Below are 14,468 nucleotides of genomic sequence, written 5' to 3'. Positions count from 1 at the left end.
GCAGATATTATAAAATACATTGAGTTATTTTATAATCATCGAAGAATTCAAAAGGGTTTGGGTTTTAAGACACCAAATCAAATGGCCGAAGACTTTTATAAGTTGGCTGCCTAGAATCTCCCAAGGGAAAGTCTCCTGATAATTCAGCGTATATCAAGTAGATTTTATATATTTTTTAGTAAACAACAACTAAGTTATATAATATTAAAATATACTTCATCATTTTTATAAGTTGCCATCAAATATACAATTAAGAGCAAAAATATCAATTAAATTTCTAAAAAAATTTTTATCATCCAAGATCTTCCAAATTATGAACTTTTTTATTATTAATATTTTTTTCATCCAATAAAATAAATATTTCATTATTTTTATTTCTCTTATTAAATACAGATATATTTTATTCTTCCACTTCCTTACAATTTTCAAAATTTTTAATTTATGTAAAATTAAAAAGGAGTCTCCTGAGGATTAAATATAGTTATAAAATACACACGCAAGTTCTCAATTTTTGTATTTTCATCCCATGGCTCTTCATTAGAGAACTCCAAGATTATTCCCTCATAATTTCTACTTAATATACTTTCATAGAATTCATCATAATAAAAGCTACTATCTTTCCCAAAAATATCTTTGGCTTTATCTCCAACAAATATTATTCCATTAAATTTACCTTGATAACCAATACCCGCAGAAATTTTATAAATCTTATCAAAATCTTTTTTTACGAATATTTCTACTGGCAATTTTCCAAAAGTAATTTTTCTTTCGTTAGTATCTATGTTCTCAATGAGGATTTCCTTTTTTATATTCTCATCAATCATATTTAGATAGTCAGATAATGTATCACCTATACATATATTTCCTATTGATTTTGAAGGAATAATAGGGGCATTTATATCCAAATATTTCATTTTATTCCTCTACAAATTGAATAGTACATTTTTGCCATTTTACTCGATTTTCTTAAATTCTCCCCTTTTGAAGTCATTCCTTTATACTTAACCAATCGACTGTCACTTAGCTTAAAGTTCTCATTATTTTTTCCTTTTTAGAATAGATTTATTTAGTAACTATTTAATCTTAACAGTATTCCCCCTCCCCCAAAACCTTTCCAAAACCACATCCCGTTCATCCAAACGATTTGAACTCAAAACCTGTAGCATCAAGCCATCAATTAAGTTTAAAACCATGTTGGCATCAGGTTTAAATGCAGTGCTTTCCAGACTAAAGACCAGATCAAAAAGCTCTCGAAGTAGCCATTTTCGATATTCAACGGCCATGCGGTAAGCCGTTGGATAAAGCTGTTTTATTTCAAAAATGGCTTTAAACAACAGGTGGTAAAGGCTATTTACATCGGCATGTAAACGCACAATTTCTTTGAGATTATCGGTGGGTTTTGAGTAGCGGTGTGAATAGACAATTGCCAGCACTTCTTCTTTCAGTCGGCTTTTTTGAAAGCTTATGCACGATTCTATAAGGCGTTCTTTTGAGTGAAAGTAGTTATAAAGCGTGGCTTTTGGAATTTTAGTTTCTTTGGCGATCAGGTCTACGCCTGCATTATGGAATCCATGCGTCGTAAAGAGTTGGATGGCGGTATGTATTACTTTTAATTTTTTTGAAGTCGTTTCTAAAGTTTGCATAGGTTTACCGTTTTAAATTCTTGTTGTTTCTAAATGAGATAAAAAGCCTGTGCCTTTTCTGGGAGAAAAAAAGGCACAGCAAAGCCGTAAGACGGTGCTTGGCACATCTCAAGTTTGTTGTTGCTAAGTTTTAAGTAAAAATGACTTAAAGCCTGAAAACCTTATGGCGTTCAAGCTGCTTTAATTTTTTAAGCTGTGTCGTTATAGCTTTTGGCAATGAGTGCCAAGAAATGATAGATGTGCATAGCCAACTCCTGTTTTTGGGAGTTCTGCCAGAGCATTTGTTTGGAATTATGGTGGCAGAACGAAAGAGGGTTGACAGACTGGTTTTCGAGAACCCAGCACACCCGAAGGTGTCCCCCTTCCGTCCTACCGCTACAAAAGAGGGACGAGTGGGTCTACATCAAAAAAAACAAGTTTTTTCAATGTACTCGAAAAATCAGCCTGTCAAAGCCGGCTGGCAATGTGGCCAGCAGGCAAAGAATAATCTGAGAGTTTAGATGTGTCAATGTAGCTTTTATGACAACTATTTAAATTTATTATTATTTTTCATTAAATTAAATTAATTATTATTTTAGATATTATATGTAATTGTATTTTTAAATTAAGTGAAGCGATCCATGCTTAATTCATTTCTATCATTTAACTTTTAATATAAGACAACAACACGAGTGGGATTAGACAATCTCCGTCTGCCCCACTTGGTGATAAGCACGATTAAAATAAACCAAGCTTTGGTCATGCTGGCTTTGTTTAATCGCCACAATCGGACAAATCAAAATGGTGTGTGTACCGACTTGTTGAATTTGTTCAATCTCACAATCGAAACTCACCAAAGCATCTTCTAACACAGGTGAACCCGTTTCTAACTCAATCCATTCGCCATGTTTAAAGCGTTCTTCTGGGGTTAGCTTAGATGAAAATGCTTTTGAAATATGTTCGTGGTGTGCGCCTAAAACATTCACAGTTAAGATTTTGTTATCTAGGAAATGTGCATGTGAGCTCGCAGATTGGTTCATACACACCAATAATGTCGGAGGTGTGTCAGTCACACTACAAACAGCAGAGGCAGTAAATCCAAAACGGCCAGACATGCCTGCCGTAGTCACAACACTAACCGCACTTGTGAGTAAAGACATTGCATTTCTAAAGTCTGTTGCTTGAACCATGACATTATTCCTAAATTGAATCGTACCTTGTCCTGAGTGTTTGCTATACCGCCCAACTCCATCAGGAGGGTACTTTATCGACATGAGTCCTAATTAGAACTACATGTAGTAAGTAAAATGAGGGTTACTTGTTTGATTATCAACTGCCATCAAAAAAGTAACCCTTTATACCACTTATTGGTAAATATTAAGCAGTAAGATCATAACCCGTAAGTTCTCTGCGAACGATTTCTGCACCTGCTGTTAAGGCATTTAGCTTGCCACGTGCCACTTCACGTGAAAGAGGCGCCATACCGCAGTTTGTGCAAGGGTAAAGCTTGTCAGCATCTACAAACTGAAGCGCTTTACGAAGTGTGTTTGCCACTTCTTCTGGTGTTTCAATCTGGTTAGATGCGACATCAATTGCACCAACCATGACTTTTTTACCACGAATGAGTTCGAGTAAATCGATAGGCACATGTGAGTTGTGACATTCTAACGAGATGATATCGATGTTAGATTTTTGCAGTTTCGGGAAAGCTTCTTCGTATTGGCGCCATTCCGAACCTAATGTCTTTTTCCAGTCAGTGTTGGCTTTAATGCCGTAACCATAGCAAATATGGACCGCAGTTTCACACTTAAGACCTTCAATTGCACGCTCTAAAGTCGCAACGCCCCAATCATTTACTTCATCAAAGAAGACGTTAAATGCAGGTTCGTCAAACTGAATAATGTCTACACCAGCAGCTTCTAACTCACGCGCTTCTTGGTTCAAAATTTTAGCAAATTCCCAAGCAAGTTTTTCACGGCTCTTGTAATGACCATCGTAAAGCGTATCAATCATAGTCATTGGGCCAGGTAATGCCCACTTAATGGGTTGATCAGTTTGCTGACGTAAAAACTTAGCGTCTTCAACAAACACAGGCTTTTGACGAGACACTGCACCTACAACAGATGGCACGCTTGCATCGTAACGGTCACGAATTCGAACTGTTTCACGCTTCTCAAAATCTACGCCATTTAAGTGTTCGATAAATGTGGTCACAAAGTGTTGGCGGGTTTGTTCACCATCGCTCACAATGTCGATGCCAGCAAGTCGCTGTTCGTGCAATGCTAAACGTAGCGCATCTTTTTTACCTTCAAGCAGACCTTCGTTTTCGAGTTTCCAAGGCGACCAAAGCTTTTCAGGTTCTGCAAGCCAAGACGGTTTAGGTAAGCTGCCAGCGGTTGAAGTTGGTAATAATTTTTTCATGATCAATGACCTATATGTTGATTAATTAAGAGCGTAATTAGCAGACCACTGCTCAAGAATCGCTTGGTATGGTTTGATAAATTGCTCTTCAACAAACTTCCCTTGCTCAATAGCGAGGCGGCTACGTTCTTCACGGTCATACACAATTCGAGTAAGTGAGTAATCTTGGTTCTTTAAGCTTGGCTGATAAGACTTTCCAGCCACTGAATTTGCGTTGTAAATTTCAGGGCGGTAAATCTTTTGGAACGATTCCATGGTGCTGATGGTGCTGATCAACTCAAGGTTGGTGTAATCACTCAGCAAATCACCAGTAAAATAAAACGCCAAAGGTGCAGCACTGTTTTTAGGCATGAAATAGCGAACTTTTAAGCCCATTTTTTGGAAATATTCATCAGTGAGTGAATAGTCTTCTTGCTTGTATTCAACACCTAAAACAGGATGTTCATTTTCAGTGCGGTGGTACACTTTAGTTGTTGAAACGCTTAAGCAAATCACAGGTGCTTTTTTAAAGTTGGCTTTGTAAGTTTCAGAGTTAATAAAGCTCTTAAACAAGTTACCGTGCAATTCACCAAACTTTTCTGGCGTGCTAAAAGTAGACTTGTTTTTGTTGTGATCTAACAACAGCACACTAAAGTCATAGTCACGTACATAAGACGAGAAGTTGTTGCCTACAATACCTTCAATGCGTTCATTGGTTTTTTTATCAACAATATTGGTTTTCAATATTTCGATTAAAGGAAGTGAACTGTTTTGGCTTGCTGCATCAACATTCATTTCAACTGAAATGATTTCGAGTTCAACGCCATAACGGTCGCCTTTCGGGTTGTCCCAATGAGCTAAGGCATTAAAACGATTGTCGATCATCTGTAAGGTGTTGCGCAGATTCTCTTGACGGCTCATCCCTCTCGCCAAGTTAGCAAAGTTGGTTGTAATACGCGTATTGTCTGCTGGACGATAGTTCTCATCGAAACAAATACTCTTAATCGTAAATGTAAATTCTTTACTCATTTTGATCAGTACCCTAATTTCTGAGATAAACCTAAAAATATTTCGAGCTCTTTTTAAACTTTCCAGCCTTGTCAGATTTGTGCCTTAAGGTCTTATCAAAAGTGAATTACTGGAATGCTTCAGAGCGTGAATAGATTTATACCGCAATCACAACATGAATAAAAATGATTTAGTCTCATTCAAAACTGAGTGAAATTCATGTTTAGGGTTTAATAAAGAAGTATGAAGTTAAATTTTTTTCATCTTTGGGAATTTTAGATAGCAGAGATTTAATATATGGCGCTTACACAGCGCCTTAATTATTTTAAATATTAATATTATTTTCAAAAACTTAAACAATAAAACTTTATATGAAATGGTTAGACTTAAAGTAATTTATGCTGACTCTCATTCATCTCTGCTTTTAACCATTCTAAAAATATGGTTTTACGTGAATCTTCCTCAAAAGCACTATGAGAAAGTAAAAAATAGGCTGAATTATCTTGTACAACAGGTGAAATTTTTTGCAGTAAGTTCCACTCAAGCTCTTTTTCAATCATATAAATTGAGATGATAGTCGCGCCGAGTCCAGCTAAACAACCTTCTAAACATAGATAAAAATGTTCGAGTTCAACTTTGGTATAGCTTTTTAAGCTTTGCTTTAACTCAGCAATACGGCTCATACTTTTGAAAAAATTTGGTCTAGAAGTCGAGATGAGTACGTCGTTTGTTTCCGATGGCTTGGTTGCTTGAACTAGAGCAATATATTCATCGGCAATTTTTTCGCTATAGATATGCTCTCCCCAATCAAAGTCATTTCTACGAATTGCGATATCAATATTATCTTTTTCAAAATCGACTACGCCACCTGCGGTAAGTAGAACCACATCAAAATCATGACCGAGCTTTTTAAATTTTGATAACCGTGGAATAAGCCATTTCATGGAGAGAGTCGGTTCACACGATAAAACCAGTTGCTTGTTGTGAGTTTTAGGCTGACTGAGATGAATCAAACATTCATCGAGTTGACCAAACACCTGATGGCAACAACTCAATAAAATTTCGCCCTGCTCAGTCATCACAAGTGTTTTATTTTTACGGTCAAACAAAGCCGTATTTAAAGTCTCTTCTAAATTATAAATCTGTTTACTGACCGCACTTTGCGTCACAAATAATTTCTTTGCAGCTAAAGTCACACTGCCATACTTCGCCACAAAATAGAAAAATTTTAGTGAATTCAGCGATATTCTTTCAATCATTCCAAAAACTCATAAATGTGTAGTCGTTTTTATCGATTTTTATTTTTAGATTTCTGTTCAAAATAAAAATCATCTTTATTAAAACCTATTTTAGATGATGAAAAATATATTAGATATCTATATCTATCTTCGAAGACCTAAAGCCCCAATCTTTCTCACGAAAAGAATAATAGCTTTCAGTAAAACAGCTCTCCTCTTGAATACATTCCAAAAAGTACAGATGAATTTCCTCGTTTTCAGCGAGGGTGCAAGATAATGGCAGAGTTCATTGCGGTTATTCTCATTACGATTTTGGCAGTGGTAAGCCCCGGCGCTGACTTTGCGATTGTTACCAAAAATAGTTACTTGTACGGCAGAAAAATAGGTGTGTTCACTTCACTCGGCATATCGCTTGGCGTGTTGGTGCATGTGACTTATACGTTTGTCGCCGTTGCGTTTGTGATGACATATACACCGCAAATTTTGAATATTGTTAAGTATATTGGCGCGCTTTATTTGATTTATATTGGCTATAAAACTTTTACTCAAAAACCAGTTTTAGACACTGCTGCTTTAACCGCTATCGGTACTTTTCAAGCCATAAAATACGGTTTTTTTACCAATGCCCTCAACCCTAAAACCACGCTATTTGTGATTAGCACCTATACGCAAATTGTGAGCTTAACTACGCCTAAAACCATTCTTTTGGCTTATGGCTTTTTTATGTCTTTTGCCCATTTTGTATGGTTTTCACTGGTGGCTGTGCTCTTTTCATCAATGCTGTTGAGACAGAAAATGTTAGCCAAGCAAGTGCAGATTAATAAGGTGATTGGTTCAATTTTATGTGTCTTAGGCGTGATTTTGCTTTTTACTAAGTTTCAGTAAGAAACTCATTTTATGGAAGAATAAGTTGCTTATGCTTCTATATAGTTTGTACTTTTAAAAAGGCTTTTTATAAGACTTTTCCAAAAGAGCTATTTAATTTTTAAGGAACTTTTATATTTTTTGCTGTTAATATTAAAACGCATGATAGATTTTCCAATCCTTCATATCTATATAAATCAAGGATGATGAGCGAATACATTTATTATGGAAATCAAACAAATAAAATATTTTTTGACGGTGGTTGAAGCAGGCAGTATTGGTAAAGCTGCCCAAAAACTCGATGTCGGTGCTTCGGCCATTAGTCAGCAAATTAGTAAGCTAGAGCAAGAGTTAAGCATTCGCTTATTACAGCGTAATGCTTTTGGTGTCACGCCTACACCCGCGGGTCTGGCCTTTTTAAAACACTCTCAACTTATTTTGCGTCAAGTTAACTTTGCTATAGACGCTGCACATTCAGCTCGGCTTTCAGGCCATGTGAGCCTTGGTTTTCCACCGACCATTACCGCTTTAATTGGCATCCCTTTAATGAAACTAATGTCTGAACGCTATCCAGACATTCGTCTAGAAATTGTGGAAACCCTGTCGGGTAACCTGATTCAGTCAATTAATTCGCGTCAGCTTGATATCGCCATTATTTTTACTAATGAAATTGATAAACAGTGGTCGATCCAGCCTTTGGTCCGCGAACAAATGTATTTAATGGCACGCAAAGAAGTGCTTGAAAAATATGGTCTTGCCGACTGTATCAAAAGTGGAATTATTCAGTCCCAACAAATCGGTGATATTCCTTTAGTGTTGCCACGACAGCGTCATAGCTTAAGAAAATTGCTTGAACACAAGATTGGGCAGCTCAATGTCGTCTATGAAATTGATGGTCTACACTTACTTATGGACAGCCTGATTCACCTTGACCTTGCAAGTGTTCGTCCCGGAAGTGCTTGTCTGCAAGAATACAAACATAAACTTCAATTACTCAAACTCATTGACCCTGAAGTTGAGCGAATCAATTACTTGGTGAGCCTTGCCGAAGAAGAATTATCACCTGCTGCACTCGCTGCAAAATCGGCAATTAAAGCCTGTGTGAAAGAGTTGATTCAAAACCAAATTTGGCCGTGTTCTGAAATTATTTTATAAAGGGTCATTAATTTTATTAAATACCTAATTAATTTTGCCCTCTCACTCCCTCCTGCTTTTTAAGATTACATTTTCATCCGAATGATAAGTGAATTTCTGTTTATCAAATTATAGATGTGTAGTTTGAACTGGAAACAAGGCATCACATTTTCTACGAAGGACATCTTTAAATCTCATCTCTAACCCATTTGCTATTTAGGTTTATTGAATGAGTCGATTTAAGGCCAATCATTGAAAATCGTGAATGTTTCCATTTTGTCAGGCCAAGGAGGTCTCCAATGGATGTCGTGAATAACCGTAGGGCTACTTTTAAAAAAATATTAAATGTAACGAGTGGCAACTTTTTAGAACAGTACGATTTTTTTCTTTTTGGTTTCTATGCCACTTATATCGCAGCAAAATTTTTCCACTCTGAAAATGAATATGTCTCTTTAATGATGACATTTACCGTGTTTGCTGCGGGCTTTCTTATGCGTCCTCTCGGCGCTATTTTCTTGGGCGCTTATGTCGACAGAGTTGGTCGACGTAAAGGTCTTATTGTGACTTTAAGCCTTATGGCAATCGGAACCATCTTAATTACCTTTGTACCGGGTTATGAAACCATTGGTATTATTGCGCCAATTTTGGTGGTGATTGGACGTCTATTACAAGGCTTCTCGGCAGGTGTTGAATCTGGCGGTGTATCGATTTATCTCGCTGAAATTGCAACAGATAAAAACCGTGGATTTATCACAAGCTGGCAATCTGGCAGCCAACAAATTGCGGTTGTGTTTGCGGCATTACTTGGCTACTGGCTCAACACTATCTTAACTACTGCTCAAGTGGGTGAATGGGGCTGGCGTATTCCGTTCTTAATTGGTTGTTTGATTATTCCTTTAATCTTCTTGTTCCGCCGTACGTTAGAAGAAACTGAAGACTTTAAAGCACAAAAAACGCATCCATCGACCAAAGAAATTTTCAGCACGCTTGCGAGCAACTGGCGCATCGTACTTGCGGGCATGATGATGAGTGCCATGACCACCACCACGTTCTATTTCATTACGGTTTACACCACCGTGTATGCAAAACGTACTCTAGAAATGTCGGTAACGGATAGCCTTTTAGCAACTGTGTTTGTCGGTTTATCAAATTTCTTCTGGTTACCAATGGGTGGCTTACTTTCAGACAAAATTGGTCGTCGTCCAGTTTTAGTCGGCATTACAACCCTTGCCATCTTTACAACTTATCCAGTTTTAAGCTGGTTGGTGAGTGACATTAGTTTTACCAATCTGATTATTACGCTTGCTTACTTCTCGTTCTTCTTTGGTATGTACAACGGCACCATGGTCGCAACGCTTGCCGAAGTCATGCCAAAACGTGTACGTACAGTTGGCTTCTCTTTAGCGTTTAGCCTTGCAGCCGCTATTTTTGGTGGTATGACGCCAATGGCTTGTACGTACCTTGTCGAAAACACAGGCAACGCAAGCACACCAGCATTCTGGCTGATGTTAGCAGCGGTATGTAGCTTAATCTCAAGCTTGTATTTATGCCGTGGTTCTAAGCAGAAGAATGCTGACCCAATTGCTGAACCTGCCAAGGTTAGCGCTTAAAACAACAACTATTTAACCTGAAATTTTAATGAACAGTACGGCGCATGTTGCAGCCGTACTGACTCTCCTATCATTAAAGCGAGATACTATGAAAAAGTCCCCTATCTTCATGACCATTTGCCTAGCTGGTGCAGGTTTAGGCTCAACGCTTGCTAACGCAGATACACTCGAAGTGATTAGCTCAGGCGGTTTCTATTCATCTATGGAAAAACTCATTCCAATATTTGAAAAGCAAACTGGTCACACGGTTCACCTTTCATCTGGTTCATCAATGGGCGCATCGCCAACTGCAATTCCAAATCGCCTCGATCGTGGGGAACATTTTGATGTGGTGGTGTTGGCTGCTCCTGAACTAAACAAGCTTGCAGAAAAAGGTTATGTCGACCCAAATTCACAAAGTCCTTTAGTCAATTCAAGCATTGGCATGGCTGTACCTAAAGGTGCGCCAAAACCAGACATTAGCTCTGCGGCAAAATTCGAAAAAGTTTTATTAAATGCTAAGCACATCGGCTATTCAGCAAGTGCGAGCGGTACGCATCTTGAAAAAGATGTTTTCCCAAGCTTCCCGCCTGTCGAGTACAAAGTGATTTCTGGTAAAGCAGAAAAAGTGGTCGGTGACCGGGTTGCAAAACGTATTGCTGAAGGTCAGTTTGATATTGGTTTCCAGCAAATTAGTGAAATCAAACCTTTTACTGGTCAATATGGTCAGGTTGAGTTAGTGGGTCCAATTCCTGCGCCTTATCAAAAAGTCACTGTGTTTGCAGCAGGCATTGGTAAGAACTCTGAACATGAAAAAGTCGCAAAAGAGCTCATCAAGTTTGTGAAATCACCACAAGCAACACAAATTATTGAAGAACAGGGTCTTGAGCAGGTTAAACAATAAAAGCTCTAAAAGGCAACGTCTTGAGGTGATGTTGCCTTTACTCTGTTGGTAGTTTACTCAGCCTAATAGAACAAAATGTATAGCGATAAACCAGTGTAGAATAATCAATAAAGGTCAATGTAGTATTTGCCGTGGAACTCAAACAATTAAAGTATTTTATTGCGGTGATCGAGTCAGGAAGCTTGGGTAAAGCTGCAAAAAATCTTGATATTGGAACTTCCGCATTAAGTCAGCAAATCTCGAAACTAGAAAGTGAGCTTTCTATTCGCCTTTTACAACGCACTGCTCTTGGTACAGTTCCCACCCCTGCGGGTTTAGCTTTTTTTCAACAGGTTCAACTGGCGCTTAGGCACTTAGACCATGCTGTAGATTCTGCACACTCTTCACGTTTAAGTGGTCATGTCACCGTCGGTTTTTCGCCAAGTGTCGCGTCGGTTATAGGCACGCACTTTTTAAAACTCATGAGAAACCGTTATCCCGACATTAAAGTCCGTTTAATCGAAGGATTGTCTGGTGACCTCAAGGCCTTAGTGAATGCAAGGCAGCTCGATGTTGCCATCATCTTTAGTGACGATGTCGATCCACAGTGGGCCATACAGCCTTTAGTCAAAGAACAGATGTTTTTAATCTCGCCTAAAGAAGTGCTGAGTCAATACCACCTTGAAAGTTGTATCGACACTCAAACCATTACTCATCCACAGCTTAAAGAACTTCCGCTTATTTTGCCGAGCCAACGACATGGACTGCGCTTGTTGCTCGAACAGAAAATTCATCAGCTTAAAGTGGCCTATGAAATTGATGGGCTACACTTGTTAATGGAAAGCATTAGCCAACTCGAAATGGCAACCATTCAACCTGCGGGTGCATCATTAAACTCAAGGCAAGACTTATGTTTACTGCGTGTTGTAGAACCTGCTATTGAGCGTATTAACTATTTAATTAGTCTCTCTGAAGAAGAACTCTCGCCTGCTACTTTAGCCACCAAAGTGGTGATTCGTGCTTGTGTGACCAACCTGATTAATGAAAAGCGTTGGCCCGGTGCGAAACTCATAAACACTTAAGCCTTTAGTGTTTATTTTTACTAAACACCCATTCAAGCTTAGCCTCTCACTTCATCGTCCCTTTTAAAGCTACATTAGCCCTAGCTGAGAAAGGGAGAAATCCATGCATGATGTGATTGTAATTGGTGGTGGGAATGCCGCACTGTGTGCTGCGCTCACGGCAAAAGAAAGTGGCGCGTCTGTGCTTGTCATAGAAGCAGCACCTAAAGAATGGCGTGGTGGTAACTCACAACACACTCGTAATCTCCGTTGCATGCATGATGCCCCTCAAGATGTATTAGTCGATGCCTACCCCGAAGAAGAATATTGGCAAGACCTCCTTAAAGTGACTGCGGGCAAAACCAATGAGCACTTAGCTCGTCTGGTTATTCGTAGCACGGCGACCTGTCGTGACTGGATGCGTAAACATGGCGTGAATTTTCAGCCGCCACTATCGGGTGCTTTACATGTTGCACGTACCAATGCCTTTTTTATGGGTGGCGGTAAAGCCCTCATGAATGCCTACTACCGTAGTGCCCAAGAACTTGGCATTGAGATTTTATACAACACAAAAATTAAAGATCTAAAATTAAACCAAGGACATTTTGAAGCCGCAATTACGGAAGATGGTCGTGTATTTAAAGCTAAAAGCTGTGTATTGGCCGCAGGTGGTTTTGAGTCAAATCTGGAATGGTTAAGAGAAGCATGGGGGCAAAATGAAAACGGCGAATGGCCTGCCGATAATTTCATTATTCGTGGAACCCGCTTTAATCAGGGCAATTTGCTCAAATTTATGATAGATCAAGGCGCCGATATTATTGGTGACCCATCACAATCGCATTGTGTCGCTGTAGATGCACGCGCACCATTATATGACGGCGGCATCTGCACCCGTATTGACTGCGTTTCACTAGGAATTGTGGTCAATAACAAAGCCGAACGTTTTTACGATGAAGGCGAAGACTTCTGGCCAAAACGTTATGCGATTTGGGGCCGCCTTGTTGCCAAACAACCTCAGCAAATTGCCTATTCTATTATCGACTCAAAAGCCATTGGTCGCTTTATGCCACCTGTGTTTGCGGGTGTAAAAGCAAATAGCATTCAAGAACTGGCCGAAAAAATCGGGCTAGATGTAAAAACCTTCTGTCACACCGTAGAAGAATTTAATCAAGCCTGCGTACAAGGCACCTTTAACCACACGGTTTTAGATGACTGCACCACCGAAAATATTGTTCCCAACAAAACCCACTGGGCCGTTCCTCTCGATCGCCCGCCCTTCTATGCCTATGCGCTTAAACCCGGCATTACCTTTACCTATTTAGGCTTAAAAGTCGAAGACGATGCTGCGGTACGTTTTAACAATAAAGCCAGCCGCAACCTGTTTGTCGCCGGTGAAATGATGGCAGGTAACGTACTCGGTCAGGGTTATACCGCAGGCGTTGGTATGTCGATCGGAACAACATTTGGGCGAATTGCCGGAAAAAATGCAGCCCACTATGCACTTTCACAAGGAGTTGAACATGAATGCTAGTACTAAAGCCCTAATTCCCGTTGTTCAGCTCTCTGACCATGAGCAGGAAGTTCAAAGAGCCCTACAGATTTGTAATGCTTGTCGTTACTGTGAATCGTTTTGTGCTGTATTTGCGGCGATGACCAAGCGCCTTGAGTTTAATCAAGCCGATATTCATTACCTCGCAAACCTGTGCCATAACTGTGGTGCTTGTCTACACGCTTGCCAATATGCCCCGCCACATGAGTTTGGTGTAAACATTCCAAAAGCGATGGCGCAAGTACGTTTGGAAACTTACCAAGAGTTTGCGACCCCTCAGCCTTTAGGGCGACTTTATAAGTCTGTCGGCATTCCTTTTGTTTCGTCGTTATCAGTTATTTTCTTTTTATGCATGTTAGCTGTGGTCTGGCACAAAGGCACCGACCTGTTTGCAGGCTATCAAGGTAATTTCTATGCGATTTTCCCGCATAACTTTTTAGCTCTATTGTTTGGAGCGACCTTTACAGTTGCGATTGTTTTGCTCGGTATCGGAATTAGTAAATTTTGGCGACAAACATCTAAAGTTATTCACGGCAAAGTTGAGAAACCAGATCTAGTTCAAGCTACCCAAAATGTATTAACACTTAAATATTTAGACGGTGGACATGGCAAAGGCTGTAATGAGCAAGATGACCGTTATACACAAATCCGCCGTGTGTTCCATCACCTGACTTTTTATGGCTTTATGCTTTGCTTTGCAGCCACGGGCGTAGCGACGTTATATCACTATTTCCTTAACCTGCATGCGCCGTACCCTATCTTTAGCTTGCCTGTTATTTTGGGTACGTTGGGTGGACTTGGCTTAGTGGTTGGGCCATCTGGCTTGCTCTATTTAAACCTTAAACGCCACCCATTACATGGTGACCGTGAGCAAAAACCTGTAGATCGAGGCTTTATTTTCCTTTTAATTTTAGTCAGTGCTTCAGGGTTAGCACTCATGGCATTTCGGAATTCTCCTTACATGGCACTTTTACTGATTTTCCATTTAGCTACGGTCATGACATTCTTCATTACTATGCCATTTGGAAAGTTCGCACACGGTTTTTATCGCAGCGCTTCTTTACTCAAATTTGCCATCGAAGAACGTATTTCTAAAAAGTCATAATTTCACTCAAAAGTA

Annotated in this window: 13 protein-coding genes; 7 read left to right on the top strand and 6 right to left on the bottom strand. The window is 39.3% G+C overall.

The features are described 5' to 3' along the window. Positions 1–449: 449 nt before the first annotated feature. The 6 genes from ACINWC141_RS09635 to ACINWC141_RS09605 all read right to left on the bottom strand — a co-directional run bounded on the left by ACINWC141_RS09635 (position 450) and on the right by ACINWC141_RS09605 (position 6,289). Positions 450–914, bottom strand: a complete 465-nt coding sequence (locus tag ACINWC141_RS09635; protein WP_009390649.1) for a hypothetical protein — start codon at positions 912–914, stop codon at positions 450–452. A gap of 159 nt (positions 915–1,073) precedes the next feature. Beyond that, entirely contained in the window at positions 1,074–1,643 is a 570-nt protein-coding gene (locus ACINWC141_RS09630; protein ID WP_009390656.1) for a TetR/AcrR family transcriptional regulator, read from the bottom strand. Positions 1,644–2,320: 677 nt separating this feature from the next. Then, positions 2,321–2,812: a flavin reductase gene (locus tag ACINWC141_RS09620; protein WP_009390640.1), complete on the bottom strand. Its 492-nt coding sequence runs from the start codon at positions 2,810–2,812 to the stop codon at positions 2,321–2,323. A 187-nt stretch (positions 2,813–2,999) separates the two neighbouring features. After that, a complete protein-coding gene (locus ACINWC141_RS09615; RefSeq protein ID WP_009390634.1) occupies positions 3,000–4,043 on the bottom strand; it encodes a methionine synthase in 1,044 nt (347 codons plus the stop codon). Positions 4,044–4,064: 21 nt separating this feature from the next. Next, on the bottom strand, positions 4,065–5,051 hold the full coding sequence (locus tag ACINWC141_RS09610; RefSeq protein WP_009390653.1) for a DUF1852 domain-containing protein: 987 nt from the start codon (positions 5,049–5,051) through the stop codon (positions 4,065–4,067). Positions 5,052–5,416: 365 nt separating this feature from the next. Beyond that, entirely contained in the window at positions 5,417–6,289 is an 873-nt protein-coding gene (locus ACINWC141_RS09605; RefSeq protein WP_009390603.1) for a LysR family transcriptional regulator, read from the bottom strand. A gap of 255 nt (positions 6,290–6,544) precedes the next feature. On the opposite strand from ACINWC141_RS09605, the gene ACINWC141_RS09600 reads away from it, so the two are divergent. From ACINWC141_RS09600 to tcuB, 7 genes are all read left to right on the top strand, one after another. After that, positions 6,545–7,153 carry a LysE family translocator gene (locus ACINWC141_RS09600; RefSeq protein ID WP_009390611.1) on the top strand — a complete coding sequence of 203 codons (609 nt, stop codon included), beginning with the start codon at positions 6,545–6,547 and terminating at the stop codon, positions 7,151–7,153. 204 nt (positions 7,154–7,357) lie between these two features. Next, positions 7,358–8,287 (top strand): LysR family transcriptional regulator, encoded by a 930-nt coding sequence (locus ACINWC141_RS09595; protein ID WP_005302915.1) that lies wholly within the window; start codon positions 7,358–7,360, stop codon positions 8,285–8,287. Positions 8,288–8,565: 278 nt separating this feature from the next. After that, the gene (locus ACINWC141_RS09590; RefSeq protein WP_009390595.1) at positions 8,566–9,876 is read left to right on the top strand and encodes an MFS transporter; all 1,311 of its coding nucleotides are present in this window, start codon (positions 8,566–8,568) and stop codon (positions 9,874–9,876) included. A gap of 88 nt (positions 9,877–9,964) precedes the next feature. Further along, positions 9,965–10,759: a substrate-binding domain-containing protein gene (locus ACINWC141_RS09585; protein ID WP_034678150.1), complete on the top strand. Its 795-nt coding sequence runs from the start codon at positions 9,965–9,967 to the stop codon at positions 10,757–10,759. Positions 10,760–10,890: 131 nt separating this feature from the next. Beyond that, positions 10,891–11,820 carry a LysR family transcriptional regulator gene (locus ACINWC141_RS09580; RefSeq protein ID WP_009390620.1) on the top strand — a complete coding sequence of 310 codons (930 nt, stop codon included), beginning with the start codon at positions 10,891–10,893 and terminating at the stop codon, positions 11,818–11,820. 103 nt (positions 11,821–11,923) lie between these two features. Next, positions 11,924–13,330, top strand: coding sequence for an FAD-dependent tricarballylate dehydrogenase TcuA (gene tcuA / locus ACINWC141_RS09575; protein WP_009390658.1), 1,407 nt, complete (start codon positions 11,924–11,926; stop codon positions 13,328–13,330). Then, a complete protein-coding gene (gene tcuB, locus ACINWC141_RS09570) occupies positions 13,320–14,453 on the top strand; it encodes a tricarballylate utilization 4Fe-4S protein TcuB (protein WP_009390609.1) in 1,134 nt (377 codons plus the stop codon). The genes tcuA and tcuB overlap by 11 nt, the downstream gene beginning before the upstream one ends. Positions 14,454–14,468 lie beyond the last annotated feature (15 nt).

Source organism: Acinetobacter sp. WC-141 (assembly GCF_000313935.1).
Taxonomy (GTDB): Bacteria; Pseudomonadota; Gammaproteobacteria; order Pseudomonadales; family Moraxellaceae; genus Acinetobacter.
The sequence above is the reverse complement of the archived record's forward strand: the minus strand, read 5'-3'. Positions and strand labels throughout refer to the sequence as shown.

Bases quoted from the DNA above. Each gene is read 5' to 3' on its own strand.
- ACINWC141_RS09595 (WP_005302915.1), top strand. From the start codon at position 7,358: ATGGAAATCAAACAAATAAAATATTTTTTGACGGTGGTTGAAGCAGGC.
- ACINWC141_RS09600 (WP_009390611.1), top strand. From the start codon at position 6,545: ATGGCAGAGTTCATTGCGGTTATTCTCATTACGATTTTGGCAGTGGTA.
- ACINWC141_RS09605 (WP_009390603.1), bottom strand. From the start codon at position 6,289: ATGATTGAAAGAATATCGCTGAATTCACTAAAATTTTTCTATTTTGTG.
- ACINWC141_RS09585 (WP_034678150.1), top strand. From the start codon at position 9,965: ATGAAAAAGTCCCCTATCTTCATGACCATTTGCCTAGCTGGTGCAGGT.
- ACINWC141_RS09630 (WP_009390656.1), bottom strand. From the start codon at position 1,643: ATGCAAACTTTAGAAACGACTTCAAAAAAATTAAAAGTAATACATACC.
- tcuB (WP_009390609.1), top strand. From the start codon at position 13,320: ATGAATGCTAGTACTAAAGCCCTAATTCCCGTTGTTCAGCTCTCTGAC.
- ACINWC141_RS09620 (WP_009390640.1), bottom strand. From the start codon at position 2,812: ATGGTTCAAGCAACAGACTTTAGAAATGCAATGTCTTTACTCACAAGT.
- ACINWC141_RS09610 (WP_009390653.1), bottom strand. From the start codon at position 5,051: ATGAGTAAAGAATTTACATTTACGATTAAGAGTATTTGTTTCGATGAG.
- ACINWC141_RS09590 (WP_009390595.1), top strand. From the start codon at position 8,566: ATGGATGTCGTGAATAACCGTAGGGCTACTTTTAAAAAAATATTAAAT.
- tcuA (WP_009390658.1), top strand. From the start codon at position 11,924: ATGCATGATGTGATTGTAATTGGTGGTGGGAATGCCGCACTGTGTGCT.
- ACINWC141_RS09615 (WP_009390634.1), bottom strand. From the start codon at position 4,043: ATGAAAAAATTATTACCAACTTCAACCGCTGGCAGCTTACCTAAACCG.
- ACINWC141_RS09635 (WP_009390649.1), bottom strand. From the start codon at position 914: ATGAAATATTTGGATATAAATGCCCCTATTATTCCTTCAAAATCAATA.